Origin of the sequence: Geothrix sp. PMB-07, assembly GCF_030758935.1 — a bacterium.
Taxonomy (GTDB): domain Bacteria; phylum Acidobacteriota; class Holophagae; order Holophagales; family Holophagaceae; genus Geothrix.
The window spans coordinates 287,068-308,559 of sequence record NZ_CP132333.1 but is presented as its reverse complement, the minus strand read 5'-3'; the positions used below and the strand labels follow the sequence as shown (position 1 = coordinate 308,559).

Annotated in this window: 20 protein-coding genes; 4 read left to right on the top strand and 16 right to left on the bottom strand. The window is 64.9% G+C overall.

Annotated features, from left to right (window positions below; genetic code table 11):
- Nucleotides 1-7 precede the first annotated feature (7 nt).
- The 3 genes from Q9293_RS01335 to def all read right to left on the bottom strand — a co-directional run bounded on the left by Q9293_RS01335 (nt 8) and on the right by def (nt 2,095).
- A complete protein-coding gene (locus Q9293_RS01335) occupies nt 8-370 on the bottom strand; it encodes a cupin domain-containing protein (RefSeq protein ID WP_306249367.1) in 363 nt (120 codons plus the stop codon).
- Between the two features lie 22 nt (nt 371-392).
- Nucleotides 393-1,319 carry a methionyl-tRNA formyltransferase gene (gene fmt, locus Q9293_RS01330; protein ID WP_306249366.1) on the bottom strand — a complete coding sequence of 309 codons (927 nt, stop codon included), beginning with the start codon at nt 1,317-1,319 and terminating at the stop codon, nt 393-395.
- A 272-nt stretch (nt 1,320-1,591) separates the two neighbouring features.
- Nucleotides 1,592-2,095: a peptide deformylase gene (gene def, locus Q9293_RS01325; RefSeq protein WP_306249365.1), complete on the bottom strand. Its 504-nt coding sequence runs from the start codon at nt 2,093-2,095 to the stop codon at nt 1,592-1,594.
- A 74-nt stretch (nt 2,096-2,169) separates the two neighbouring features.
- On the opposite strand from def, the gene Q9293_RS01320 reads away from it, so the two are divergent.
- A complete protein-coding gene (locus Q9293_RS01320) occupies nt 2,170-4,074 on the top strand; it encodes a peptidylprolyl isomerase (protein ID WP_306249364.1) in 1,905 nt (634 codons plus the stop codon).
- Here the strand turns inward: Q9293_RS01320 and Q9293_RS01315 are convergent.
- The 7 genes from Q9293_RS01315 to Q9293_RS01285 form a co-directional block, all read right to left on the bottom strand.
- Nucleotides 4,071-4,751, bottom strand: coding sequence for an ABC transporter ATP-binding protein (locus Q9293_RS01315; protein WP_306249363.1), 681 nt, complete (start codon nt 4,749-4,751; stop codon nt 4,071-4,073). The genes Q9293_RS01320 and Q9293_RS01315 overlap by 4 nt on opposite strands.
- 80 nt (nt 4,752-4,831) lie before the next feature.
- Entirely contained in the window at nt 4,832-6,097 is a 1,266-nt protein-coding gene (gene serS, locus Q9293_RS01310) for a serine--tRNA ligase (protein ID WP_306249362.1), read from the bottom strand.
- Between the two features lie 108 nt (nt 6,098-6,205).
- A complete protein-coding gene (locus Q9293_RS01305; RefSeq protein ID WP_306252405.1) occupies nt 6,206-6,811 on the bottom strand; it encodes an outer membrane beta-barrel protein in 606 nt (201 codons plus the stop codon).
- 37 nt (nt 6,812-6,848) lie between these two features.
- A complete protein-coding gene (locus Q9293_RS01300) occupies nt 6,849-9,236 on the bottom strand; it encodes a hypothetical protein (RefSeq protein ID WP_306249361.1) in 2,388 nt (795 codons plus the stop codon).
- Entirely contained in the window at nt 9,233-9,934 is a 702-nt protein-coding gene (locus Q9293_RS01295) for a carboxypeptidase-like regulatory domain-containing protein (protein ID WP_306249360.1), read from the bottom strand. Before Q9293_RS01295 ends, Q9293_RS01300 begins: the two co-directional genes overlap by 4 nt.
- Before the next feature lie 38 nt (nt 9,935-9,972).
- Entirely contained in the window at nt 9,973-10,698 is a 726-nt protein-coding gene (locus Q9293_RS01290) for a hypothetical protein (RefSeq protein ID WP_306249359.1), read from the bottom strand.
- A gap of 288 nt (nt 10,699-10,986) precedes the next feature.
- Nucleotides 10,987-11,994 (bottom strand): asparaginase, encoded by a 1,008-nt coding sequence (locus Q9293_RS01285; protein WP_306249358.1) that lies wholly within the window; start codon nt 11,992-11,994, stop codon nt 10,987-10,989.
- Between the two features lie 129 nt (nt 11,995-12,123).
- On the opposite strand from Q9293_RS01285, the gene Q9293_RS01280 reads away from it, so the two are divergent.
- A complete protein-coding gene (locus Q9293_RS01280) occupies nt 12,124-13,026 on the top strand; it encodes a YoaK family protein (RefSeq protein WP_306249357.1) in 903 nt (300 codons plus the stop codon).
- Nucleotides 13,027-13,028: 2 nt separating this feature from the next.
- Here the strand turns inward: Q9293_RS01280 and Q9293_RS01275 are convergent, their stop codons facing one another.
- The 4 genes from Q9293_RS01275 to Q9293_RS01260 all read right to left on the bottom strand — a co-directional run bounded on the left by Q9293_RS01275 (nt 13,029) and on the right by Q9293_RS01260 (nt 17,305).
- Nucleotides 13,029-13,877 (bottom strand): MerR family transcriptional regulator, encoded by an 849-nt coding sequence (locus Q9293_RS01275; protein ID WP_306249356.1) that lies wholly within the window; start codon nt 13,875-13,877, stop codon nt 13,029-13,031.
- Between the two features lie 67 nt (nt 13,878-13,944).
- Nucleotides 13,945-14,589, bottom strand: coding sequence for a hypothetical protein (locus tag Q9293_RS01270; protein WP_306249355.1), 645 nt, complete (start codon nt 14,587-14,589; stop codon nt 13,945-13,947).
- Nucleotides 14,590-14,643: 54 nt separating this feature from the next.
- A complete protein-coding gene (locus Q9293_RS01265; RefSeq protein ID WP_306249354.1) occupies nt 14,644-15,903 on the bottom strand; it encodes a response regulator in 1,260 nt (419 codons plus the stop codon).
- Between the two features lie 85 nt (nt 15,904-15,988).
- Entirely contained in the window at nt 15,989-17,305 is a 1,317-nt protein-coding gene (locus tag Q9293_RS01260) for a hypothetical protein (protein ID WP_306249353.1), read from the bottom strand.
- Nucleotides 17,306-17,355: 50 nt separating this feature from the next.
- On the opposite strand from Q9293_RS01260, the gene Q9293_RS01255 reads away from it, so the two are divergent.
- Together Q9293_RS01255 and Q9293_RS01250 are read left to right on the top strand one after the other, a co-directional pair.
- Nucleotides 17,356-17,880: a class IV adenylate cyclase gene (locus Q9293_RS01255; protein ID WP_306249352.1), complete on the top strand. Its 525-nt coding sequence runs from the start codon at nt 17,356-17,358 to the stop codon at nt 17,878-17,880.
- Between the two features lie 271 nt (nt 17,881-18,151).
- The gene (locus Q9293_RS01250; protein ID WP_306249351.1) at nt 18,152-18,574 is read left to right on the top strand and encodes a hypothetical protein; all 423 of its coding nucleotides are present in this window, start codon (nt 18,152-18,154) and stop codon (nt 18,572-18,574) included.
- Here Q9293_RS01250 and Q9293_RS01245 read toward each other — a convergent pair.
- Complete coding sequence (locus Q9293_RS01245) at nt 18,553-20,058, bottom strand: serine/threonine-protein kinase (RefSeq protein WP_306249350.1); 1,506 nt, start codon at nt 20,056-20,058, stop codon at nt 18,553-18,555. The two genes, Q9293_RS01250 and Q9293_RS01245, sit on opposite strands and share 22 nt — an antisense overlap.
- 71 nt (nt 20,059-20,129) lie before the next feature.
- The gene (locus Q9293_RS01240; RefSeq protein WP_306249349.1) at nt 20,130-21,476 is read right to left on the bottom strand and encodes a serine/threonine-protein kinase; all 1,347 of its coding nucleotides are present in this window, start codon (nt 21,474-21,476) and stop codon (nt 20,130-20,132) included.
- Nucleotides 21,477-21,492: the final 16 nt, after the last annotated feature.

Sequence of the window (21,492 nt, the reverse complement as noted above, 5' to 3'; positions counted from 1 at the left end):
GAAGCAGTCAGATCCAGGCGTCTTGCGCGGCGGTCAAGTTGCCGCCCGCATCGCCGGTGTTGACGACGCCGCGGGGCTCCAGGATCAGGGCCTGGCATTCCGCCGTGGCTCGGGTGATGTGCTCACGGCCCTTCGGCACCACGAACAACTCGCCCGCCCGCAGGGTCACGGCACCGTCCCTGAAGGCGATCTCCATCTCGCCCCGGAGCACCAGGAAGGCTTCATCCGTGTCCTCGTGGGCATGCCAGACGAACTCACCTTCGAGCTTCACCAGCTTGAACTGGTAGTCGTTCATCTCGGCGATGACGCGCGGGGCCCAGTGGTCCTGGAAGCGCGCCAGTTTCTCGGCCAGGTTGATGGGCTGGTACATGACCCCTCCTGCGTGAAAGACGTCAGGCCAGCGGTCGGCTTCCGGAAACGCCCCAGGGCTGGAGGGCCTGCAGGGCGGGCTGAACCGGCTTGCCTGGGCGTTGGAGGTGCGTGAGTTCCAGGGCCCCTTCGGAAGTCACCAGCCAGGCGCCTTCCTCCTTGCCCCACAGGAGCTGGCCTGGATCGCGGTAGCACACAGGGCGCAGCGACCCGACCCCACAGACCTTGAGGGTCTGACCGTCCACCTGCACCTCGCTGCCGGGCCAGGGCCACAGGGCGCGGACCTGACGATGCAGCACTGATGCGGGGCGCCGCCAATCCAGGTGGCCCATGTCCTTGCGGAGTTTGGCGGCGTAGGTGGCACGGTCGTGCGCCTGTTCCTTGGGCTGGCCGCTGCCGGAGAGCAGCAGGGGCAGCTGATCCATGAGCAGCTCCGCCGCGTCGCTGGAGAGCTCCGTCAGCAGGGATTCGGCCGTGTCCTGCTGGGTGATGTCGCGGTGGCTCTGGGAGAGCACGGGCCCTTCGTCCAGCCCCGGCGTGATGCGCATGAGACTGACACCGGTTTCCTCGTCTCCGGCCAGCAGGGCGTGATTGACCGGCGCCGCGCCGCGCCAGCGGGGCAGCAGGGAGAAGTGCAGGTTCCAGGTGCCCAGAGCACAGGAATCCAGCATCCACCGCGGCAGGATGTGGCCGTAGGCCACCACCACCGCCAGGTCGATGCGGAGGCTCTCCCACAGTTCGCGGGTTTCCGGGGCCTTCCAGCTCAGGGGCTGGTGCAGCGGCAGACCCAGCTCCTGCGCCGCCACCTTCACCGGCGGAGCCTCCAAATGGCGTCCCCGGCCGGCGGGCCGATCAGGATTGCAGAACACCGCCTCGACCCCCTCCTCGGCCAGGGCCCGCAGCACCGGAACAGCGGCGCGGGGGGTGCCAAGGAAGGCGATGCGGACCATGTTAGGGCCTGCTTTCGAAATGGATGCGAGCCGCGACGGGTCCAGCCACGTGATCCAGCAAGGATGTGGCCGCAGGGCGACGTGGGTCGTCGTTCAAGGCCGCAGACGCCGCTGGGCGCGTGGCTGGCCCCGTCCCGGAGGGCAAGGGGCAGCGCCCGGCGCGATACTGCGTCAAGCGCCTCGTCAATCGTGCCGCTATTGCCATCGCCGCCTTCCTTGTCTCACTTGGGCGGTGCCCCTTGCGCGGCCACACCCCATTCCGAAAACAGGCCCTACCCCTTCATCTGCTTCTGGTATTTCCGCTGCAGCACCTGCCGCTTCACGGGCCCGAAATACTCCACGAAGAGGCGGCCGCGCAGGTGGTCGATCTCATGGCAGAAGGCCCGGGCCAGCAGATCCTCGCCGGTGAGCTCGTGCCAGGTGCCATCCTTGCCGCGGTTGCGCAGGGTGACCTTCTGGGGCCGCTCCAGCACCTCGCGGATGCCGGGGATGGACAGGCAGCCCTCGGGGCCCACCTGGGTGCCCTCTTCATGGATGATCTCGGGATTGATGAGCACGATCTGCTCCTCGGGATTCTCCCCGCAGGAACAGTCAATGACCGCCAGGTTCAGGTTCACACCCACCTGGGGCGCGGCCAGGCCCACCCCTTCTTCGTCCAGGGCGGTCTCGAACATGTCGGCCACGAGCTGTTCCAGCTCGGGGGTCCAGGCCCCGACATCCTCGCTGTTCTTCTTGAGGCGGGGATCCCCCCACGTGAGCACGGGCAAAACAGCCATTCAACCTCTCCAGCATTCCAGTGTAATCCAACGCCCATCCCTTGGTAATCTGGGAGGTCCGTCTGGAGCCACGCATGCTTCGTTCCTTCCGCCAGGTCTTCAAATCCAACCGTACGCCCATGGCGGCGGTGATGATCGTCGTGCTCCTGGGGCTGGTGGCCTACCTGGCGCCCTCAGGCGGGGCGGTGTCTGCGGATACCGTGGTGGCCCGCATCTATGGCCACGAAGTGACCATGCGGGAACTCGGCGAGCACATGCAGGAGCTCTACCAGCGCTATGGCAAGCAGGCCAGCCCCGAAGCCCTCAAGCCCTTCGTCCAATCCCAGGCCCTGCGGGACCTCACCAACCAGAAGCTCATGGAGGAGCTGGCCGACCGGCACCACGTGGTGGTGACGGATGAGGAGGTGGGTGCCCGACTTCGGGCCTTCCTGCGCCAGTACCCCATCTTCAAGGATGCCAAGGGCGATCTGAAATCCACCGCCGAGCTGAAGCAGATCTTCCAGGAGGTCGGTTTCAACCCGGCCATGCAGGAGCGCATGCTCCGCTCAGAGCTGATGCGCACTAAGCTCATCCAGCAGGCCGCCCTCCAGGTGCCCGTGGACGAAGCCTGGGTGAACCTCGAGAACCGCCTCCGCAACGAAAAAGTCGCCTTCCAGCAGGCCAGCCTGACCGTGGATCCCGCCTCGGTGGCCGATCCCGGCGATGCCACGCTGGAGCCCTTCTACAAGGCCGGCGGCGACCGCTTCCTCCAACCGCCCCGCCGCATCCTCCAATTCGTCGCCGTGGACCGCGCGGCCCTGGGCAAGGACGTGCAAGTGGATGAGGCCGCCCTCAAGGCCGCCTACGCCTCTCGCAAGGCCGACAACACTGAGTTCAAAGCCCGCCACATCCTGTTCAAGGCCGAGGGCGAGGCCCAGATCCAGGAGGCCCTGGCCAAGGCCAACCTCCTGCGCGAACGACTCCTGAAGGGCCTCGACTTCGGCAAAACCGCCGAGGAGCAGAGCGAAGATCCCACCGCCAAGGGCAACGGCGGCGATCTGGGCTGGTTCAACGCTTCCAAGATGGTCAAGCCCTTCTCCGATGCCGCCGCCGCCATGAAGGTGGGCGAGATCAGCCAGCCAGTGCGCACCCAGTTCGGCATCCACCTCATCAAACTCGAAGGCCGCCGCGAAAAGACCTTCGAGGACGTGAAGGACAGCCTGGCCCGGGAGCTTTCCGAAAGCCGCTTCGCCTCCCGCGCCCAGGAGCGCCTGGAGCAGGTGCGCAAGCGCGCCAACGGCGGCGACCTGGCCGCCGCGGCCAAGAGCCTGGGCAGCCCCGCCCAGCTCACTCAGCCCTTCAGCAACGAGCCCGGCGCCCAGTCGGAGGGGCTTCCTGAACTGCCCCAGCTGGTCAACGAGGCTTTCCGCCTGAAGGTGGGCGAGGTCTCCAAGCCCATGGCCTTCGGCGAGCGGTACCTGCTGTTCCGCGTCCAGTCCGAACTGCCCGAGGCCGTGCCCCCCTTCAAGGAAGTCCGTGCCAAGGCGCTGACCGCCTACCGCCTGGAAGAGGCCCGGAAGGCCGCCGTGGCCAAGGCCCAGCAGGCCCTGAAGGAGGGTGGCCTCCAGGCTGTGGGAACGGTCACCGATCAGGCCTCTGGCCCCCTCAGCGGGCTGCGTGAGCTGGTGGCCCATCCCGGCATCCGCAAGGCGCTCCTGGACACCGCCGTGGGCCAGACCACGCCCGTGCTCTGGACGCAGGACGGCAAGCTCTGGGTGGCCAAGATCACCTCAAGGGAACCCGCCCCGGCCCTCACCTTCGAAACCCGCCGCAGCCTCATTCAGGATCTGCAGACCGGCGAGGCTCAGAAGCTGCTCTCCACCGAAATGCAGGCGCTTGATCAGCAGGGCCGCCTGCGCCCCGGCTTCAGCAGCCTCTGGGGCCACTTCGGCGGCATCTACATCAACACCAGCGCCGTCCAAGTCCCGTTGGAAGACTAACGGCCCTCCAGCCTCGGCGCCGCGTCCAGCAGCGCTTGCAGGTGGGGATGCGGTGGATTTGACACCAACGGTTCAAAGGGGCCCTGGCACACCGGGGCCCCTTCTTTTAGCAGCAGCAGGTGATCGCAGCATCGTCCGGCTGCGGCCAAGTCATGGCATGCAAGGAGCAGCGCGGTGCCCTCTGCCTTCAGGGCCAGCAACAGGGAGAGCAGGTAGCCCCCCAACGTGGGATCCAAGGCTGAGAAGGGCTCGTCCAGCACGAGCAGTTCCGGCGCCAACATGAGGGCCCGGCCCAGGCACAGGCGCTGCGCCAGGCCACCAGACCACGCAGCCGGACGCTGATCCAAAGCCCGTTCCGGGAAGGACACCCGCGCCGCCATGCGGGCTGCGGCTTCGCGCCGGGCAACGGCATCGCCCCGCCGCCACACTTCCAGCGGTTCCTGAAGAATCTCCCAGCCGCTGAGGTGGGGCGGAAGGCTGGCCAAAGCATCCTGGAAGACCGCCTGTACCAGGGGGCGCCGCGAACGGCGAGCACGTTCTGGCAACGGAGACCAGGGCTCACCTTTCAGCAGAATCCGCCCTTGAGAGGGGTCCTCCAAGCCCAGCACCAGGCTCAGCAGCGTGCTCTTGCCTGAACCGCTTTCTCCTGCGATGCACCAGGCTTCACCAGGGGCCATGGCAAACGAAACCTGGCGCAGGCAGTCCCTTCCGCCGCGTTGAAGGCCCAGGCCTTCAACGCTCAGCAGAGGAGCTGGCTTCAGCGGATCACCTCGGCGCCCACGTAGGGCCGCAGCACCGCAGGCACGCGGATGCTGCCATCGGGCTGCTGGTAGTTCTCCAGAATGGCCACCCAGGTGCGGCCCACGGCCAGGCCGCTGCCGTTGAGGGTGTGGGCGAAGACGGGCTTGCCTTCCCTGCCCTTGGCGCGGATGTTGGCGCGGCGGGCCTGGAAGTCGCCGAACCAGCTGCAGGAGCTGATTTCGCGGTAGGTGTTCTGCGAGGGCAGCCACACCTCCAGGTCGTAGGTTTTCTGGCTGCTGAAGCCCATGTCGCCCGTGCAGAGCAGCACCCGGCGGTAGGGCAGCTCCAGCGCTTCGAGGATGGCTTCCGCATCGGCGGTGAGCTTCTCCAACTCCACCTCGGCCTGATCCGCCGCGGCGAAGGTCACCAGCTCCACCTTGTGGAACTGGTGCTGTCGGATGATGCCCTTGGTGTCTCGACCGTAGCTGCCAGCCTCACTGCGGAAGCAGGGCGTGAAGGCGCAGTGCCGCATGGGCAGCGCTTCGGCAGGCAGGATCTCATCCCGGTAGAGGTTGGTGACGGGCACCTCGGCGGTGGGAATGAGGTAGAGCGAACTTTCGCCATGGGGCATCTTGAAGAGGTCCTGCTCGAACTTGGGCAGCTGGCCCGTGCCGTACATGCTCTCGGCGTTCACCAGGTAGGGCGGAATCACTTCGGTGTAACCCGCGCCGGTCTGGCGATCCAGCATGAAAGTGATGAGGGCCCGCTCCAGCTTGGCGCCCTGCCCCTTCAGCACGGCAAAGCGCGCGCCGCTGAGCTTGGCCGCCCGGTCCAGATCAAGGATGCCCAGGGACGTGCCCAGCTCCACATGATCCTTCGGGGCCCCGATGGCGGGAATCTGGCCCCAACGTTTGACCTCGACATTGGCGTGTTCGTCGCGGCCCGCGGGCACGCTGGCGTGGGGCGGATTGGGAATGCCCGACAGGAAGTCCTTGAAGGCCGCTTCCACCTCGCGCTCGGCGGCCTCCAAGGCCTTCAGCTTGTCGCCCACTTCCCGCTGCTGGGCGATGAGGTGATCCGCGTTCTCCTTGGCCCGCTTGAGGCGCCCCACCTCGTCGCTCACGCGGTTGCGCTCAGCCTTCAGCGCCTCCGCCTCCTGGAGGATGGCGCGGCGCCGCTGATCCAGCGCCTGGTAGGCCGCCCGGTCCAGCGTGTAGCCCCGTTCAGACAGGCGCGCCGCCACAGCGTCGAGGTCGTTGCGGAGGAGGTTGGCGTCAAGCATGGTGTGGGTTTCCCGGAAACCTTCATTCTAGCGGAGGCCCGAGAACTCGGCGGAACCAAGGAAAAGGGCCCACGAATGGGCCCTTTTCCTTGGTGCACCTGATTTCAATCAGTAAGCAAAGTGGTAGCGCGCCGTCACGCCGACCCAGCTTGGGTTCAAGGGGTTGACGCCTTGGATCCGGGCTTCCTTGCTGGCGGATCGCCATTCAGTGAAGGTGTAATCCACCGAGGCGGACCAAGTGGTGTTGATCTGGTATTCCACACCAAGCCTGATGCCGAACTTTGGCTTGGAATCCTCGAAGGAGAACTTCGGCGCCTGGAAGGATTCTGACTTGCTTCCATCGTAGAAGGTCACATTCATGCCAGCGTAGGGGACCAATCCCTTGACCGGGGTCGCGAAAGTGAGATCGAGCCCCCCTGTCCAGGCATCCACATGCAGTTTGGTGCCACCCGCGGGAAATTCGCTTCCCAATCGGCGGTCGCCGAAAGTCCTCATGTAACGGGCGTAAATTCGCGAACCGATCGCTTCATCCGCGGGAACAAGCTCATAGCCCGTTTCAAAGGCGTAGGACATGACCTTGCCGCCTGCAAATTTCCGGAGATCTCCTTCGTTGAAGACGTACGTCGCACCAAGGTAAATCGGCTTGGCGCTCGTATCCTGGGCGAAGGCGCTGACGGACGCAAGGCCAGCCAGCAGGCATCCTGAGAGTTTCATATTCACATCATCCTCCTAGGGATTTCAGCTGGTTGGATTAGAACTTGAGGCCCATGTCCACCGTGAAGGACCGGCGGCCACTCAGGTTGTTGGGAAGGCCGAAACCCGACGGAGTGGCGACCTGCAAGGTGGGATTGGCATTCGGATAAGCCTGGACCGTGCTGGAGGTATCCCGGTAGATGCCGTTGGCCGGACCCGAGGTCGTGTAGTTGGGCATGATGGTGTTGAAGATGTTGTACATGCTCACATAGGTGAAGAACTGCAGCTTGCCCTTCATGGGAACGGTGATGTTCCACTGCAGGTCACACTGGAAGAAATCCGGGTTCGTGAAGCGGCCACGGCCATTCAGGTATTCCGGCATGGTGGTCGGAAGACCAGTGGCCCCGCTGGTGAAGAAGCCCGTTGGGAGCGACTGGGTCATGGAGAGGCTGTAGGGGACACCGCTGGTGTAGGTACCCAACAGGCTGATCTCGCTCTTAATGCCGCGTTTGGAAAGGATGGTGGCCGTCAGCCAGGCCTTCACAGCGTTGGCCGTGCTCAGACCTTCCAGTGGGCCATACGGGTTGTAGGATTCCTGAGGAATGCCGAACGCATTGTACTTGTCGATGAAGCGTGCCGTGGAGCTGGCCACATTGCCTTCACGCCAGGTCTCGGTCGAGTAGAGGCGACTGAAGGTCCAGTTGCCCCCGAAGTCCAGGGACGCGGTCGATCCCTTCACGATGGGGTACTGCCATTCCGTTTCCAGACTGCGGAAGCGGCGCTTGCCCTGAGGGTCGTTGTCCAGCTTGCTCAGGTAGCCCGTGGGCTGAACCGCAGCCTGACCGGTGAAATCCGGAATGTTCACTACGGCATCAAAGGCCGTGCGATACCAGAGCTCCGTGAACCAGGCGTAGACCGCGGTTGCACGGAAGAAACCACCACCACTGAAAGCACGGCGGTAGCCCAGCTGGAATTCGTGCCTGGCTTCGGGTTTGAGACCATGGTTGACGGTGTAGAGGGCATCATTGTCCTGCACCGTGTATACATAACCGTAGTTTGCAGGGTTAGTGATGTCCGCCAGCGTGGCGGTTGCTGCCGGGGTGGTGCTGCCCACGTTCCAGAAACGGCGGGCCACTTGGTTGCCGGGACGGTGGGCGAAGAGGCCACCGAGGTTGCCCTGGCCGATGGTGCCCCGGAATTCAGCGTAGGAGAAGTTCATCAGGTGCTGGTTGTTGCCCTGAACGTCGTATTTCAACTCAAGACGAGGTGAGACGGCGCTGGACTTGATGTTAACGCCCGCACGGTCCTTGTCTTCCCAGCGGTCGAAACGCAGACCGCCCATGAGGCTCCACTGGTTGTTGATCGTCCAGAGGTCATTCACATAGATCGACTGAGTGGTGTCGTAGTTGTTCACATCGCCGGTGCCACCATCCTGATAGGTGCGCATTTCAGGGATGTAAGCTGCGCCATTGCGCAGAGTAGCCGAAGCCATGGTCTGCGCGGTGGATCCTACGTAGTTGTAAACCACGTAGTTGCCATTCAAGGCCCGACCGGGCATGTAGAGCACCCGGCGGCCGATGCCGCTGGCTTCAGGCAGGAACGACGTCTCCTTCAGCAATTCCACGCCAACATCAATGTTGTGCTCACCACTGAACCAGTTGTAGTTGGCGTTGGCGGTCTCAGCCTGTCGGATTTCGGCCGTAGCGCGGTAGGGATCGCCGTTGGTCAGATAGGTCGTGGGGGTGCCGGTGGTGCCGAAAAACGTCGTGGCAGCATTGGTCCACACACGAACGTTCACAGGGTCCAGCGGGCCGGAAGAGAACATGACTTCCGAGCGCTTCTTCCCGTATTTCACATCCACGACGCTGTTCGACCCGACAATGCCACGGTAGTTGATGCCGTAGAATGGCCTCTTGGAGGTCTGGTTGGAAGCAGCCAGACCTTGGTTTGCTTGGTCAAGGTTGCTGTACTGCGTATCGAAGTAGGGGCCGAGTTTATCGTCGGTGTAGAACACTTCCAATTGGTGGCCCTGAGCCGCCTGCCAGAACAATTTGTACTGGTTGGTGCTGGTCTTCTGCGGGCCGGTACCCACGGCCGGGTTGCCAGCAGAAGCGCCATAGGTCCAGGCAGTGGGAGTCGCGGCGCCAGTTCCCGAGAACACCGGGAGGAAATTGCGCCCGCTGTCTACAATGTTGATGCTGGTGGCCGTCGGGAAGTTGACAGGGTTAATGCGACCTGCGTACGTGAAGGTCAGCACGTCCTTGATGATTGGACCGGTGATCGTGAACTCATAGGTTTTGCCGAGGTCATCGGACTGAACGGAACGGTTCGACAGCCAGCTGGAACCATCGCGCCCAAGCACAGGACCATTCAGGCTGGACCAGGAACCCTTGTACAGCTTGACGCGGAGGCTTCCACCGAATTCATTGCCGCCAGTCTTGGTCACGGCGTTGACGATGCCGCCGGAGGCATGCCGTACTTTGCATTCATCGGGCTCTGAATCACGGTGATGTCTTCGATGAGATCATCGATCACCACTTCAGACTGGCGCCCCTGACGCACCACGCTATCGCGGACACTGATGCCATTAACAGTGAACTGGGTCTGGCCCGTCACACCACCGCGCACAACTGGGTAACCTGTGTTACCCACCACACCCGGCGCAAGCTGCAAGGCACCGTAGGAATTCAGAGACACGGCAGGCAGGGACTGAAGGGTATCGGCCGTGATGCTGGTGGCAGTCTTGGTCTCTGTTTTATCTACGGCCGCGGCGGCGGTGGCCACAACTTCAACCTCTGCGGAGGCAGTGGCGATGGGCTTGACCTCAAATTCCTGACGAAGAGTCTGGCCAGCGCTGAGGCGAATTTCGCCCTTCGATCCGATAAAACCTTCCTTACGGACTGCCAGGAAATATTCACCAGGCAGCACCAGAGGCAGGCGGTACTCGCCCTTTTCATTGGTTGTGGTCCCACGCTGGCCGATCAACTTCGGGCCGGTAAGCTCAAGACGCGCACCAGCAACAGGAGCCCCCTTGGCATCCCGGACAACACCAACGATAGTACCGACGCTTTCCTGCGCCATGAGCGAGGTGCCGACCAGCACCGCGCCCAGCGCCGTCAGCCGCTGTAGCGTTTTCATATTCATACCTCCAAATAGATCCAAAATGTGGGGTTGGGCTGCGGCTAGAAGCGGAATCCGACGTTGATGTCGAGCGAAAGCTTGAACTTATTGTTCGTCTCTACATGGGAGGCCTGCCCGGTGTAGGCGTGGGGCGTGTAGTTCACCCACTGGTAGCCAATGCCATTCAAATTGGCCTCAACAAAAAAGCTCGGGGAAACCTTGGCCTGGGCGCCGATAAACAAGCCCGGGCGCAAGGAGGTCTTCCCCGGGGTGAAATTGAGGCCCTCATGGTTGGCGTTGGTTACGGCGCCCGGCGTGGCCACGCCGGCCACAAGCTGCCCGGTAACCTCCTGCTGGGAATTCATGTTATTGAGGGAGAGGCCAGCCTGCCACCAGAAAGCCGAGGCGGCGATCTGCTGGCGGTAGCCGGCACTCAAGGAATAGCCCTCGAGGTTGTCCTTGCGAATGTCCACGGAGGTCGCGGCATACAGCAGGCCCGTGGTGTTGGTGGGAGTATAGGCGAGCTGCCCGATAGGGGTTACCTCGTGGTCCACAGAGCGAAACACTCGGTAATTCACCTCACCGAATACTTCCTTGTCCTTACCGAGGGGGTATTCAGCAATGAAGGCCGCATTCATGGTGGCTCGCGAAGCCTGGGGACCGATGGCGCCCACCACAGCGCCGCCACCAAACTTGACTCCGTAGTGAAGTTCCTGGGCGTGAAGACCCATCGGCAATCCTGCCGATAACGAGGCGAGCAAAGCGATGTGCTTTAGGTTGATGTTCATTTGGACATTCCTCCTACCTCCTATTGGGGATGTTGGGGGAGCCGGGTAAACCCCTCAAATGCTGAGGCACTAAAGATTATGCCCGGGTCTGAATCTTTTGGGGAGAATTCCAACGCTTTGATTAGAACCTTTTCCAAAATAACCGCACTTTGCAAATCCATGATGAACCCACACCAATCAATCTAAGGCGTTGCTATTGTGAGTATTGTTAAAAATCAACATTTTCTTACAACAAGCAACCTTACCCCACCCTGCCTCTATCGGGAGTAACCCAGCGGGTACCCTGCCTCAGGCCTGCGGCCAGGCCGCCCCGGGCATGGGCTCGCCAGCCCACGAGGTGGCAAAGGCCGTGCGCGCTTGTTCGATGCCACCACCAGCACCCAGGACGATGCCCAACTTGGCCAGGGCCGCCCAGCGGGTGTGGAGACCTCCGGAGATGGCGCCCATGGCTTCGATCTTCCGTCCCATCTCGTAGGCGGAGAGATCCACCCCGCCAAAGGGGCACTGCGAGGTCACCACCACGGGCAGCTGCCGCTGGCGGCACACTTCCAGGAAAGCCTTCAGGTCGGGGCGCTCCATGGGCAAGGTGCCCGCACCGAAGGCCTGGATGAGCACGGCCTTGGCGCCCTCGGGGACGGGGAACCAGGCCATGCCCGGATGGGGTGTCACGGTGCAGATCGTGAGGTCGAGGGCCGCGCCAAGACCGGCAGGCAACTGGCGAGGGAACTGGCCCGCCTCGCCATGCAGGCGGATTTCGGCGCCGATCTCCGCCAAGGGCGGCAGGTTGGGGCTGTGGAAGGCCTCGAACTGGTGGACGCTCTGCTTGTCCGAGCCCACGCCCCGCAACCAATGGGTGCCGAAGCAGATGCCGACTTCGGGGATGGCGCGGCAGGCCAGATCGACAGCATTGACCAGGTTGCTTCGGGCATCACTGCGAACGAAGGCCAGGGGGCGCTGGCTGCCGGTGAGCACCACGGGCTTGCCCAGATCCGCCAGCAGGAAGCCCAGCATCGAGGCCGTGAAAGCCATGGTGTCGGTGCCATGGATGATCACGAAGCCATCGAAGCGGGCGGCAGCTTCTCGGATGCGCCGGGCCAGCAGCAACACATGGGAGGGCTCGACACAGGCGGAATCCTGGTTGAAGGGCACTTCCACCGAAAGCTCCGCCATCCGCCCCAGTTCGGGCACCTGCTCCTGCAGGTGGTCGAGGAAGCGTCCCGGCGCCAAGGCCGCAGGATCGCCGCTGGGGGTCATGCCCAGGGTGCCGCCGGTATGGAGGAGCAGAATGCGTCGCATGGCGCCAGTGTACTGATCTCACCCTGCGGACACGGTTCCAACTTCCCAGCCTTGACACTTGGTGAATCGCCCGTCTTATGACCGGAGCCCCCCGGACCCTGCCGTAGACTGAAGCGGAAAGCCCTCCCCATGCGCCGCATTCCCCGCACCATCCAGCTCATCGTGGCCCGCTACCTCCGGCGGCTGCTCAGGAACCGCCTGGATGGCCAGCAGCTACAGGCCGCCGTGGAAGCGACCCTGGCCACCCTGCCCATCCAGGAAAAGCTGCTGGTTCGGGAAGGGGCCCTCCGCTCGGAAACGCTCAACCGGCAGCTGGCCTGGGCCATGGCTTTCGTGGCGGGCGCCGTCAATGCCGGCGGCTTCCTGGCCGTGAGTCACTACACCTCCCACATGACTGGTGTGGTGTCCTCCATGGCCGACGAACTCGCGGACGGCGACCTCAACACCGCGCTGGCGGCCCTGGCCATGATGCTGAGCTTCCTCAGCGGCGCCTTCGTCTGCACCACCCTCATCAGCTTCGGCCAGCGGCACCGCATGCGCAGCCGCTATGCGCTGACCTTGGCGCTGGAAGCGGTGCTGATGCTGATCTTCGGCTTCATGGGCAACCGCCTGCAGCAGGAGATCAAGTTCACCCTGCCCATCACCGTCATGCTGCTCTGCTTCATCATGGGCCTGCACAATGCGGTGACCTCCATCATCTCGGGCGCCGCCGTGCGCACCACGCACCTGACGGGCACCGTGACCGACATCGGCATCGAGCTGAGCCGACTCACCTATGTGAATCTCCACAACCGGCATGGGCGCGAGCGCATTGTCGCCAACCGGCAGAAGCTCACCCTGCTTCTGCTGATCCTGATGTCGTTCCTGGGTGGTGGCGTCGTCGGCGCCCTGGGCTTCCGCCACGTCGGCTTCAAGGTGACCGTGCCCCTCGCCGGCTTTCTTTGCTTCCTCGCAGCGCGCCCCCTGCTGCTGGAGCTGCGTCTGCTGCTGAGGCGGATCCGCAAACAGTGGAGCAGCGATCTGCCCGCCTAGGCTCAGAGCCCTTCCAGCCCGTTCGTCCGCTCCACCCCATCGACCTTCCGCGTGCGCATGGCCCCTTGTCCGCCCACCAGCAGGCGGCAGCCTACAGGAAGGCGATCCCGCAGGTCCATGAGCAGCTTGCGCGTCGGTTCCCCGGCGCTCTGGATGGAAAGACTCACGGCCACACGATCCGCCTTCAGCGTCCTCGCCGCCTGGGCGATGCTCGACACCGGCAGGTCTACACCTAAAAGCTCCGTGCGAACGCCCCGCGAGGCATAGGCCAGGGCCGCCAGGAGCAGGCCCAGGCGGTGGCGTTCCCCCGGAAGGGTGCAGAGCAGCACACATCCGCGGCCAGGCACTGTGCGGCATTCCAAGCGCAGCTGCCGGAGGAAATCCTCCAGGACTTCCGTCACGAGATGCTCGTGGTGGATCCCGATGCTGCCATCGGCCCAGGCCAGGCCCACCCGATCCAACAGCAGCGGGATCACCTGCTGCAGAAAAGCATTCCAGCCCAGCTGCTGGAGCGCCTCGCCGAGCAAGCGACGGATGCCATCCGAATCCATGGCCTGAACGGCCTGGAAGAGGGCCTCCACTTGGGGATTCTCCTCGGGCATCAACAGCCGCTTCAGGCCTGGCTCAGTCGACCGCGCCACCACGGAAGGCCGATGCCCCTGGGCCACCGCCTCGGCCATGAGGCGAAGCCGGTGAAGATCCTCCCGCCGGTAGCGCCGATGGCCCGAGGGCAGACGCACGGGCACAGGAAAACCGTAGCGGCGCTCCCAAACCCGTACCACGTCAGCAGACAAGCCGGTCTCCGAGCAGATGTCTCCGATGCTCAGCAATTCAGGCTCGACCTTGCCCATGGCTCCCCTCTCGATGGAAACCAGGATAAACGCCGCGAATAGATTGTCTAATTTTTAATTTCAACAATTAAACAGCCACCACCACGGCCTTCATCTCGTCGAAACCGTGGTCACTGGCACAGCTCACCACCACGGCGCATTGGCCCGGCTGGCTGGGCGGCAGTTGCACTTCACCGTAGAACTGGCCATCGGCACCGGTGCGGCCCGAGAGGAGGCCCGTGGCCTTCTTGAGGCTGGAGACCAGCTTGACCGTCACCTCGGCGCCGGGCACGGGGTTCTGGCTTTGGCAGAGCCGCGCCCGGACTTGCACCCGAAACAAGCCACCGAAGGCGGGTTTCAGCGGCTGATCGAGCACCAACTCCAGGGTGTCCACATCCCCTTCCTGCTGCAGGAACTCCAGAATGGCCTGGTCCAGCGGCCGGTCATTGAAGGCCTGCTGCTCCATGAGGTCCGGGGGCGTCAGGTCGTACTTTCCGTTCTTGATGTCACGGATGATGGCGCGATGCTGCTCGTCCATGCGCCCCTGGACCGCCGATTCCGCCAATGGCGCTGCGGCCAGCAGATCCTCATAGGAGGCGCGGTAGCTGTCCAGAATCTCGCCCCCGACATAGATGAGGGTCTCGATGCGGGGGTTCGCCACGCCCTTGTCTTCGGTCTGGACATGGAAGATCCGGTTCCCATGGCGCACATCAGTGTTGTAGCCAGTGATCATGGGAGGAACCTGCGGAGCGGCGTCGTGGGAAAAGGAGCGGGGCGGACCATCCACCTACCTTTGCAATCTTCCCGCCACATCCGGCATAAGCTCCCAGGCGATTTCGCGCAGCACCTGGTCGCCCATGCGGGCCACCACGGCCTTGACCAGGGCATCCACCAGCACGGGGTCGGCCAAGAGAGCCTGCACCAAGGCCCGGCCCTGCTCTGAGGAGACGGCATTGGATTCGGAGGGCGCGGGAACCGGGGCGGAAGCCGGAGCCGCGTGGGCGGTTGCGCCAGCCTCGGACTGCCCGGACACGGCAAGGGCCTGCCCACCTGCGGCAGGGCTGCTGTGGGGCAGCGTCTCTTCCACGGGCGCAGGCTCGTGTTCCTTGGCCAGGAAAGACTGGGCCGTCAGCCCGACCACAGCGGCTGATCCAACCATGGCAGCGGCTTCCAGCGCATGGCTTGGCGCAGAAGGTTCCGGTGGCGGCTCGGGAATGGATTGGGGTGGCGGTTGAAATGCGGGCGGGGCCACATGCACATCGCCCAGATCATCCAGGCCCGAGAGGGTGACCAGTTCGTCATCCTCATCCCCGGCCTCAGGCAGCAGGGCCTCCAGGTCCAGGGCAGGAACGGGGGCCGGGGCGGGAGCCACGGGCGCTTCTTCCGCGAGGTCCTGGAGGCTGTCCAGGTCCAACTCCTCAAGTTCAAGGTGAACATCCGGCAACGGGTTGAAGGGAGGTTCCGGCACCGTGCGCAGGGTGCTCTCCTCCGGCCAGAGATCTTCGGCGGTCAACACCAGCAGGTCGTCTTCGGGTGCCGTCAGATCCAGGTCCATGCTCAGGATGGACTCCGGGGCTTCGGCCGGACGCAGTTCCGGCAGCGCCTCCTCCGCCTTCTTCACCAGATCCTGGGCTGGGGTGGCCGGCACGGTGCTGAAGGGGGATGGACTGGGAGCCACGGAGGTGGCAAGCAGGGCCTTCACGCGGTCGCCCAATTCGCGCAGCTCGATGGGTTTCTTCAGGAAGCCCTGAATGGGCGCTTTTGCCAGCTTGGCGGGATCCACCGGATCGAGCACGCCCGCCATGAGGGCGATGGGCATCCGGGCCGTGGCATCCATGGCTCGAAGCCGGCTGAGGAGGGTCCAGCCATCCATGCCCGGCATGGCCGTATCCACCAGCGCCACATCAAAGGTATCGCCGCGTCCCAGGCGATCCAGAGCTTCGGCGGCCGAATCCACGCAGGTCAGTTCCACATCCGTGGGAGCCAGGAGGGATTCGGCAATTCGGTGGATGCTGGGATTGTCGTCCACGAGGAGGAGACGCGGCATCGGGAACCTCGGGAAGCCGGGAAAAGGAAAGAGTGGCTGGGCACAACGCTACCAGAAATGTGCACTTCGGTATCAATGGATCGGTTCAGCGCAGCAGCTTCCTGATTATTCGGACCCGCTCGACCTCCACCAGGCGTACCAACAGAGCCCGGTCTCCCACCCAGATCCAGGCGGTGCCCAGTGGCTCCCGCAGGGCGATTTCCGGCCCCCGCGGCAGCCAGCCCTTCACGGAGAGCCGCAGGCCGCAGGCGGATCGCCACTCGGACCGGTAGGACTCGAAGAGGGTCTGGCGCTGGCGTTCGGGCGGCAAGGCGCTTTCGTTCCAGCGCTGGTCCCAGGCATCGAAGGCGCCCCAGCCCGATCCCTCGGCCCGCCAGGCCCAGGCCGCATCCCAGGCGGGCCAGCCCAAAGCATCGGGAGCGACCTCGGTCCACTCGGCCTTCGTGAGGGGGCTGGTCTTCCGGATCATGCCTTCTTCCGGAAGAGGTTCCACCAGGGCCATGCGCTGCGGGGGCTGGGCGGTCAACAGGCCACCGCCCGTCGCCAGGCGGCGCCATTGGCCCGCCTCGAGCCCCCAGGCAGTCCATCCGTGCTGCCCCCCATGCCACAGGCGATCCGACCTCGGGAGCCAAAAGCGGTCACCCGCATGCCAGGGAAGCTCCACCCGCTGACCCGGCAGGTCGCGGCCATCCTCGGTGAGGGCTTCAGCTTTGGTCGCCGTTCCCCGGGGCGCGGCGGGAAGGTCGGGCTCACCCCAGGCCGCCAGGGTGGCTTCGCCCGGCTCCTGGTCGCAGGGCAAGGTGCTGAGAAGCAGCCTGGGATCACTGCGGCCCTCTCCTGGTTCAAAGAAGCCGATCAGCGCGGCCCGGCCATCCCAGCTGAACCGGCTCCAGGGGCCGGACTGGGCGGACCAAATGACGCGCCCTTCAGGCACTTCAAGCAGCCGGGTTTCAAAACGGGCGGCGCCCATCTGGAGCGTCACCAGCAGCCGGTTGCCCTTGGCGGGATCCAGCCGTGCCGAACAGAGCGGGGCATCGAAGCGGTAATGGCGCCATTCGAGCCCGCGCCAGAGAACGACCTCGCTCCGCCCCCCTGGGCCGTTCAGGGCCAAACCCTGGTCCGCAAGGTAGGGCGAGGCCGGCTCCCAGGGCGTGCCAAAGCCCCCCTCGAAGGGCCAGGCCTCGGACTGATCGGGATCCAGGGCACCCTGGAAACGCGGCGCCCAGCCATCCGCGAGGCGGAATTCCGCCAGCGTTTCATAGCCGCCCAGGTTCATGACCGCTGGCGATTCCACCGCCGTGACGCCCCCGGCGCTGACCGGACGCGGCGCCTGCACCACCGCGAAGAGCAGCAGCATGGCGGCGATGAAGAGGGTGGCGATGATGTACCGTTGGGGAATCACGATGGATCCGCTGAGACACCACCATCATGACTCATCGGAGTTGCGCCGCCATGAAGCACAAGCCCGCCCTGGAAACGGAATTGAAACTTCGCATCCCCGCCACGGGCCCCTACCGCCCGCTGCTGGAGGCCCTGGGCTTTCATGAAGTGACACCGGCCCAGGCCGAAATCAGCGTGCTCTGGGATCGCGATGGCCAGCTGCGTGCAGCGGGCTCCGCCCTGCGCACCCGCTCGTATGCAGGGCACGCCCGCCTCACCTGGAAGGGGCCCAAGGTGCCCGACCCCATCCTGAAGATCCGCCCTGAACACGAAACCGGAATCGCCGATGCCGCCGCCCTGGAGGCCATTCTCAGGGCCCTGGGTTTTGAGCCCGTCATGCGCATGGAGAAGGTGCGGGCCGTGTGGGAGCGGGAAGAGCTGGAAGCCTGCCTCGATGAAACGCCCTTCGGCTGCTACCTGGAGCTGGAAGGCGACCCCCAGGCCATCCGTGCGGCCATGGAGGGCCTCGGGCTCGCGCCGGACCGCGCAGAACCGCGCAGCTACCCGGAGCTGTACCGGACGCATGGGCTGGGCTGAAGCGGCAAAAACAGGAACACAGAAAACCCAGAGGGCCACCGAGAATCGCCCTGCTGCCCTTCTCGGTGTTCCTGTGGTCGGCGGGTGATTCAAGACCGGCAGCACCCGCTCCAGATCCTCGGGAAGATCCTGCTCCTCATTTCACGCCCACACTGAGGCGCAGCGAACAGTCGTTGAGGCCAGCCCCACGCGGATGCGAAGGATCTCGAAACGGGCTTCATGATCCAAGGCGCTATCCTCCACGTGAGGTTCAGTGGGAAGAGGTGCCGCCGTGGGGAAAAGCATTGTCACCCTTTTTGCGATCTTTGCCTTGCTGGCATGCCACTCTGACAAGCCGGAAGATCAGGTCAAACGGCGTTTCGAGGCCTGTCGCGCCGCCGTGGAGAAGGGCGATGCCGCCACAGCATCCGAAGCCCTGGATGCCGCCTTCCGGGGCCCCGAGGGCATGGACAAGGCGACGGCGAGGCTCTTCCTGATGGGCATGCTGCGCCAGGAGAAGGTGGGAGTCACCGTGGTGGACAACCGAGTGACCGTTCGCGGGAACCAGGCGTTCCAGGAAGTGGATCTCATCCTGACGGGACGCAGCGGGGGCCTGCTGCCCCAGGACGCCTCCCATCGCAGCTTCAGCCTGCGCTGGGCTCGAAGCGGAAGCGACTGGAACCTGGTGGAGCTTCAGTCCCTCGACGGCCGCTGAGCCCGCCGCCGGCCGCCCTGCCCTGGCTTCAGCGCCCCCAGGGGCAGCTCCGCCACAAGGGATTCCCGCACTTCGGGCGGCAGGCGCCGCTCCCGCCGCTCTTCCCGCAGCATGGCGGTGAAGTGGCCGAAGGCCAGGAACTGGGCCGGTGTGATGCCTTGTTCCTTGCCCGCATCCAGCACGCCGGGCATCTCCTGGTAGCGCCCCAAGCCGTAAAGGGCCGTCATCTTCAGCGCGTAAGCGCGGGGATTCAGCGGATGGTCGCGGATCACGCGATCACACAACGCGAGGCTGCCCTGGGGCTGATCCACCAGGCCCTTGGCCGCCTCGTTGAGCAGCGCGGAAGCCTCCAGTTCCGTCATGCGAGCGGGGGCCTTCACCGTCGAATGCGGTTTGGGGGCAGGCCGAGTCGAGGTGGGTTCCGGAGATGCCGTGGCCTGAAGGGCGAGCTGGGAGGAAGGCAGCGCAGGCTCTGGCATCGTGATGAGGCGGGGCGGCCGATGCTGCCACCAGAACCAGAGGCCGAAGCCCCCGCCGCCCACGATCATGAGGACCGCCGCCAAGGACCAGAGGCTCCGGCCCCTCGAAGCGGAACGGGGCTGGGCCGTGGGAACCGGGGGCCGCGCGATGGTTCGGGTGGGCGCACCGAACGCTGCGCCTGTCCAGGCGGGGTTCATGGCCTCGCGCAGGGTGCGGGCCATGGCCTCGGCGCTCTGGAAGCGATGGTCGGGATCCTTGGCCAGGGCCTTGGCCAGCAGGCGGCCGATCTGGGGGCTGATGCCGCGGATATCCGAAGCGGCCAGGGGGGCCGGTTCCTCGTTCACCACGCGATAGAGCACCGTGGCGGTGGTGTCGCCCTCGAAGGGACGGCGGCCGGCCAGCGCTTCGTAGAGAATCACCCCCACGGCGAACAGGTCGCTGCGCGCATCCGGCACGCCGGTCCGGATGTATTCCGGTGCCATGTAACCGAAGGTGCCCATCAAAGTGCCTGTGCCTGTCATGTCGGAGCCAGCCACCCGCGCGATGCCGAAATCCATCACCTTGGCGTGGAGCTGATCCCCTTCCCGGCGCACCCGCACATTGCTGGGCTTGATGTCGCGGTGCAACACGCCCTTCTGGTGGGCGTGAGCCAAGCCGTCGCAGACCTGGGCCAGCAGATCGAGCACCTGCACCGGCGCCAGCACACGGTCCCGCAACATGGCCTCCAGATCCACACCAGGCACGTACTCCATGGCCAGGTAGAGCAGGCCCTCGTCTTCGCCGAATTCGTGGATGGTGACCAGGTTGGGATGGTTCAGCGTCCCGGCGGCCCGGGCTTCGCGGACGAAGCGCTCCCGGGCTTCATCGCCCTGGGCCGCGTCCTGGCGGATGGTCTTGAGGGCGACTTCGCGGCCGATGGCGGGATCGCGGCCCAGAAACACCTCACCCATGGCCCCCTGCCCCAGCCGTCGGAGGATCTCGAACCGTCCCAGTTTCTGCTGCATCTCACCACCTGGAAACCCCGTTTGTAACGATGGATCCCAAAGTCCCCTTGTCGGTTGAATGCCTCAAAACCTCAAAGACCGAGGTACTCCATGAATTCAGCGTGAAGATCCAAGGGCAGACGGCAGGTCGCCATCTCCTCCTGCACCACCTGCTCGCAGCGGGGAACGGCCTTCAGCTGGTTGGGATGGATGCCGTGGAGTTTGGCCTGCCGAAGGGTCTGCATGAGCGCATCCATGCGCCCCAACCGGTAGTGGGTCACCAACAGCATGGCGTAGGCCTTGGCATTGGTGGGATCCAGTTCCAGAGCCTGGGTCAGCTGAAGGCGGGTGGTCTCCAACACATCCCGGCGCACCTCGGTCCGGCCGTGTGGCCCCGAGCTGGCCGTGGCCTGCACCTCCCGCACCGTGGGCCTGGGGAGCTTGGTCGGCAGGATGAGGGACCCCGAACCTCCGGGGTTCGGCTTGACGGGGGGCAGCGAACGCAGCGCGGAGGGAATGCCTCCGAACCCCCGGGGCGGCGTGGGCGCCTTCTGCACGTGTTCAATCGGGGGCCGCTTGACCTTCAGCACCGTGGTGGGACGCTCCTGATCCCAGCGCCAGCCTGTGTCCTTGGCGGCGCGAAGCACGGTGGCCAGATCCTCGGCGGTCTGGAAGCGGTTGCCCGGATCCTTCGCCAGCGCGTGCTGCAGGATGCCCTGCACGTCCCTGCTGATGCCGTGGAAGGCCGTGGGCGGCAGCGGGCCGGGCGTCTCGTGCAGCAGGCGGTAGATGACGGAACCCGGACTGGGCCCATCGAAGGGCGGGATCCCCGCCAGGGATTCATAGAGGATCACGCCCACGGCGAAGAGGTCGCTGCGGGAATCCGGGCGCCCGCTCTGGAGGTACTCCGGCGCCATGTAGTTCACGGTGCCGAACACCGTGCCCTCGTCGGTCGTATCGGAGTTGATGACCTTGGCCACGCCGAAATCCAGCACCTTGGCCTGCAGGCTCTTGCCATCCCACACCACGCGGATGTTCGAGGGCTTGATGTCGCGGTGCAGGATCTGGTGCCGGTGCGCCACGGCCAGGCCGTCACAGACCTGGGCCAGCACCTCCAGGGTGTCGCGGGGGCTCAGCGTGCCCGCGCGGATCAGCGTGCCCAGGTCCTCGCCCTTCACCAGCTCCATGGCCAGGTAGAGCACGCCCTGATCCTCACCCAGTTCGTGGACGGTCACGATGTTCGGGTGGTTCAGCACGCCCGCGGCGCGGGCTTCCGTGGCGAAGCGCTCCCGGGCCTGGGGGCCCATCCCGGCGGAGGTATGGATCACCTTGATGGCCACCTCGCGGCCAATGATGGGATCGCGGCCCACGTAGACTTCGCCCATGCTGCCCTGGGCCAGCAGGCGGATGATCTCGAACTTGCCAAGGCGCGTCAGCACGGGGGGTTCCGGACGT

Excerpts from the sequence above, each read along its gene's own strand:
- Q9293_RS01305 (WP_306252405.1), bottom strand. The coding sequence starts at position 6,811 with ATGAAACTCTCAGGATGCCTGCTGGCTGGCCTTGCGTCCGTCAGCGCC.
- Q9293_RS01335 (WP_306249367.1), bottom strand. The coding sequence starts at position 370 with ATGTACCAGCCCATCAACCTGGCCGAGAAACTGGCGCGCTTCCAGGAC.
- Q9293_RS01275 (WP_306249356.1), bottom strand. The coding sequence starts at position 13,877 with ATGGGCAAGGTCGAGCCTGAATTGCTGAGCATCGGAGACATCTGCTCG.
- Q9293_RS01255 (WP_306249352.1), top strand. The coding sequence starts at position 17,356 with ATGAAGCACAAGCCCGCCCTGGAAACGGAATTGAAACTTCGCATCCCC.
- Q9293_RS01245 (WP_306249350.1), bottom strand. The coding sequence starts at position 20,058 with ATGCAGCAGAAACTGGGACGGTTCGAGATCCTCCGACGGCTGGGGCAG.
- Q9293_RS01290 (WP_306249359.1), bottom strand. The coding sequence starts at position 10,698 with ATGAACATCAACCTAAAGCACATCGCTTTGCTCGCCTCGTTATCGGCA.
- Q9293_RS01295 (WP_306249360.1), bottom strand. The coding sequence starts at position 9,934 with ATGAATATGAAAACGCTACAGCGGCTGACGGCGCTGGGCGCGGTGCTG.
- def (WP_306249365.1), bottom strand. The coding sequence starts at position 2,095 with ATGGCTGTTTTGCCCGTGCTCACGTGGGGGGATCCCCGCCTCAAGAAG.
- Q9293_RS01320 (WP_306249364.1), top strand. The coding sequence starts at position 2,170 with ATGCTTCGTTCCTTCCGCCAGGTCTTCAAATCCAACCGTACGCCCATG.
- fmt (WP_306249366.1), bottom strand. The coding sequence starts at position 1,319 with ATGGTCCGCATCGCCTTCCTTGGCACCCCCCGCGCCGCTGTTCCGGTG.
- Q9293_RS01285 (WP_306249358.1), bottom strand. The coding sequence starts at position 11,994 with ATGCGACGCATTCTGCTCCTCCATACCGGCGGCACCCTGGGCATGACC.
- Q9293_RS01265 (WP_306249354.1), bottom strand. The coding sequence starts at position 15,903 with ATGCCGCGTCTCCTCCTCGTGGACGACAATCCCAGCATCCACCGAATT.
- serS (WP_306249362.1), bottom strand. The coding sequence starts at position 6,097 with ATGCTTGACGCCAACCTCCTCCGCAACGACCTCGACGCTGTGGCGGCG.
- Q9293_RS01280 (WP_306249357.1), top strand. The coding sequence starts at position 12,124 with ATGCGCCGCATTCCCCGCACCATCCAGCTCATCGTGGCCCGCTACCTC.
- Q9293_RS01270 (WP_306249355.1), bottom strand. The coding sequence starts at position 14,589 with ATGATCACTGGCTACAACACTGATGTGCGCCATGGGAACCGGATCTTC.
- Q9293_RS01315 (WP_306249363.1), bottom strand. The coding sequence starts at position 4,751 with ATGGCCCCTGGTGAAGCCTGGTGCATCGCAGGAGAAAGCGGTTCAGGC.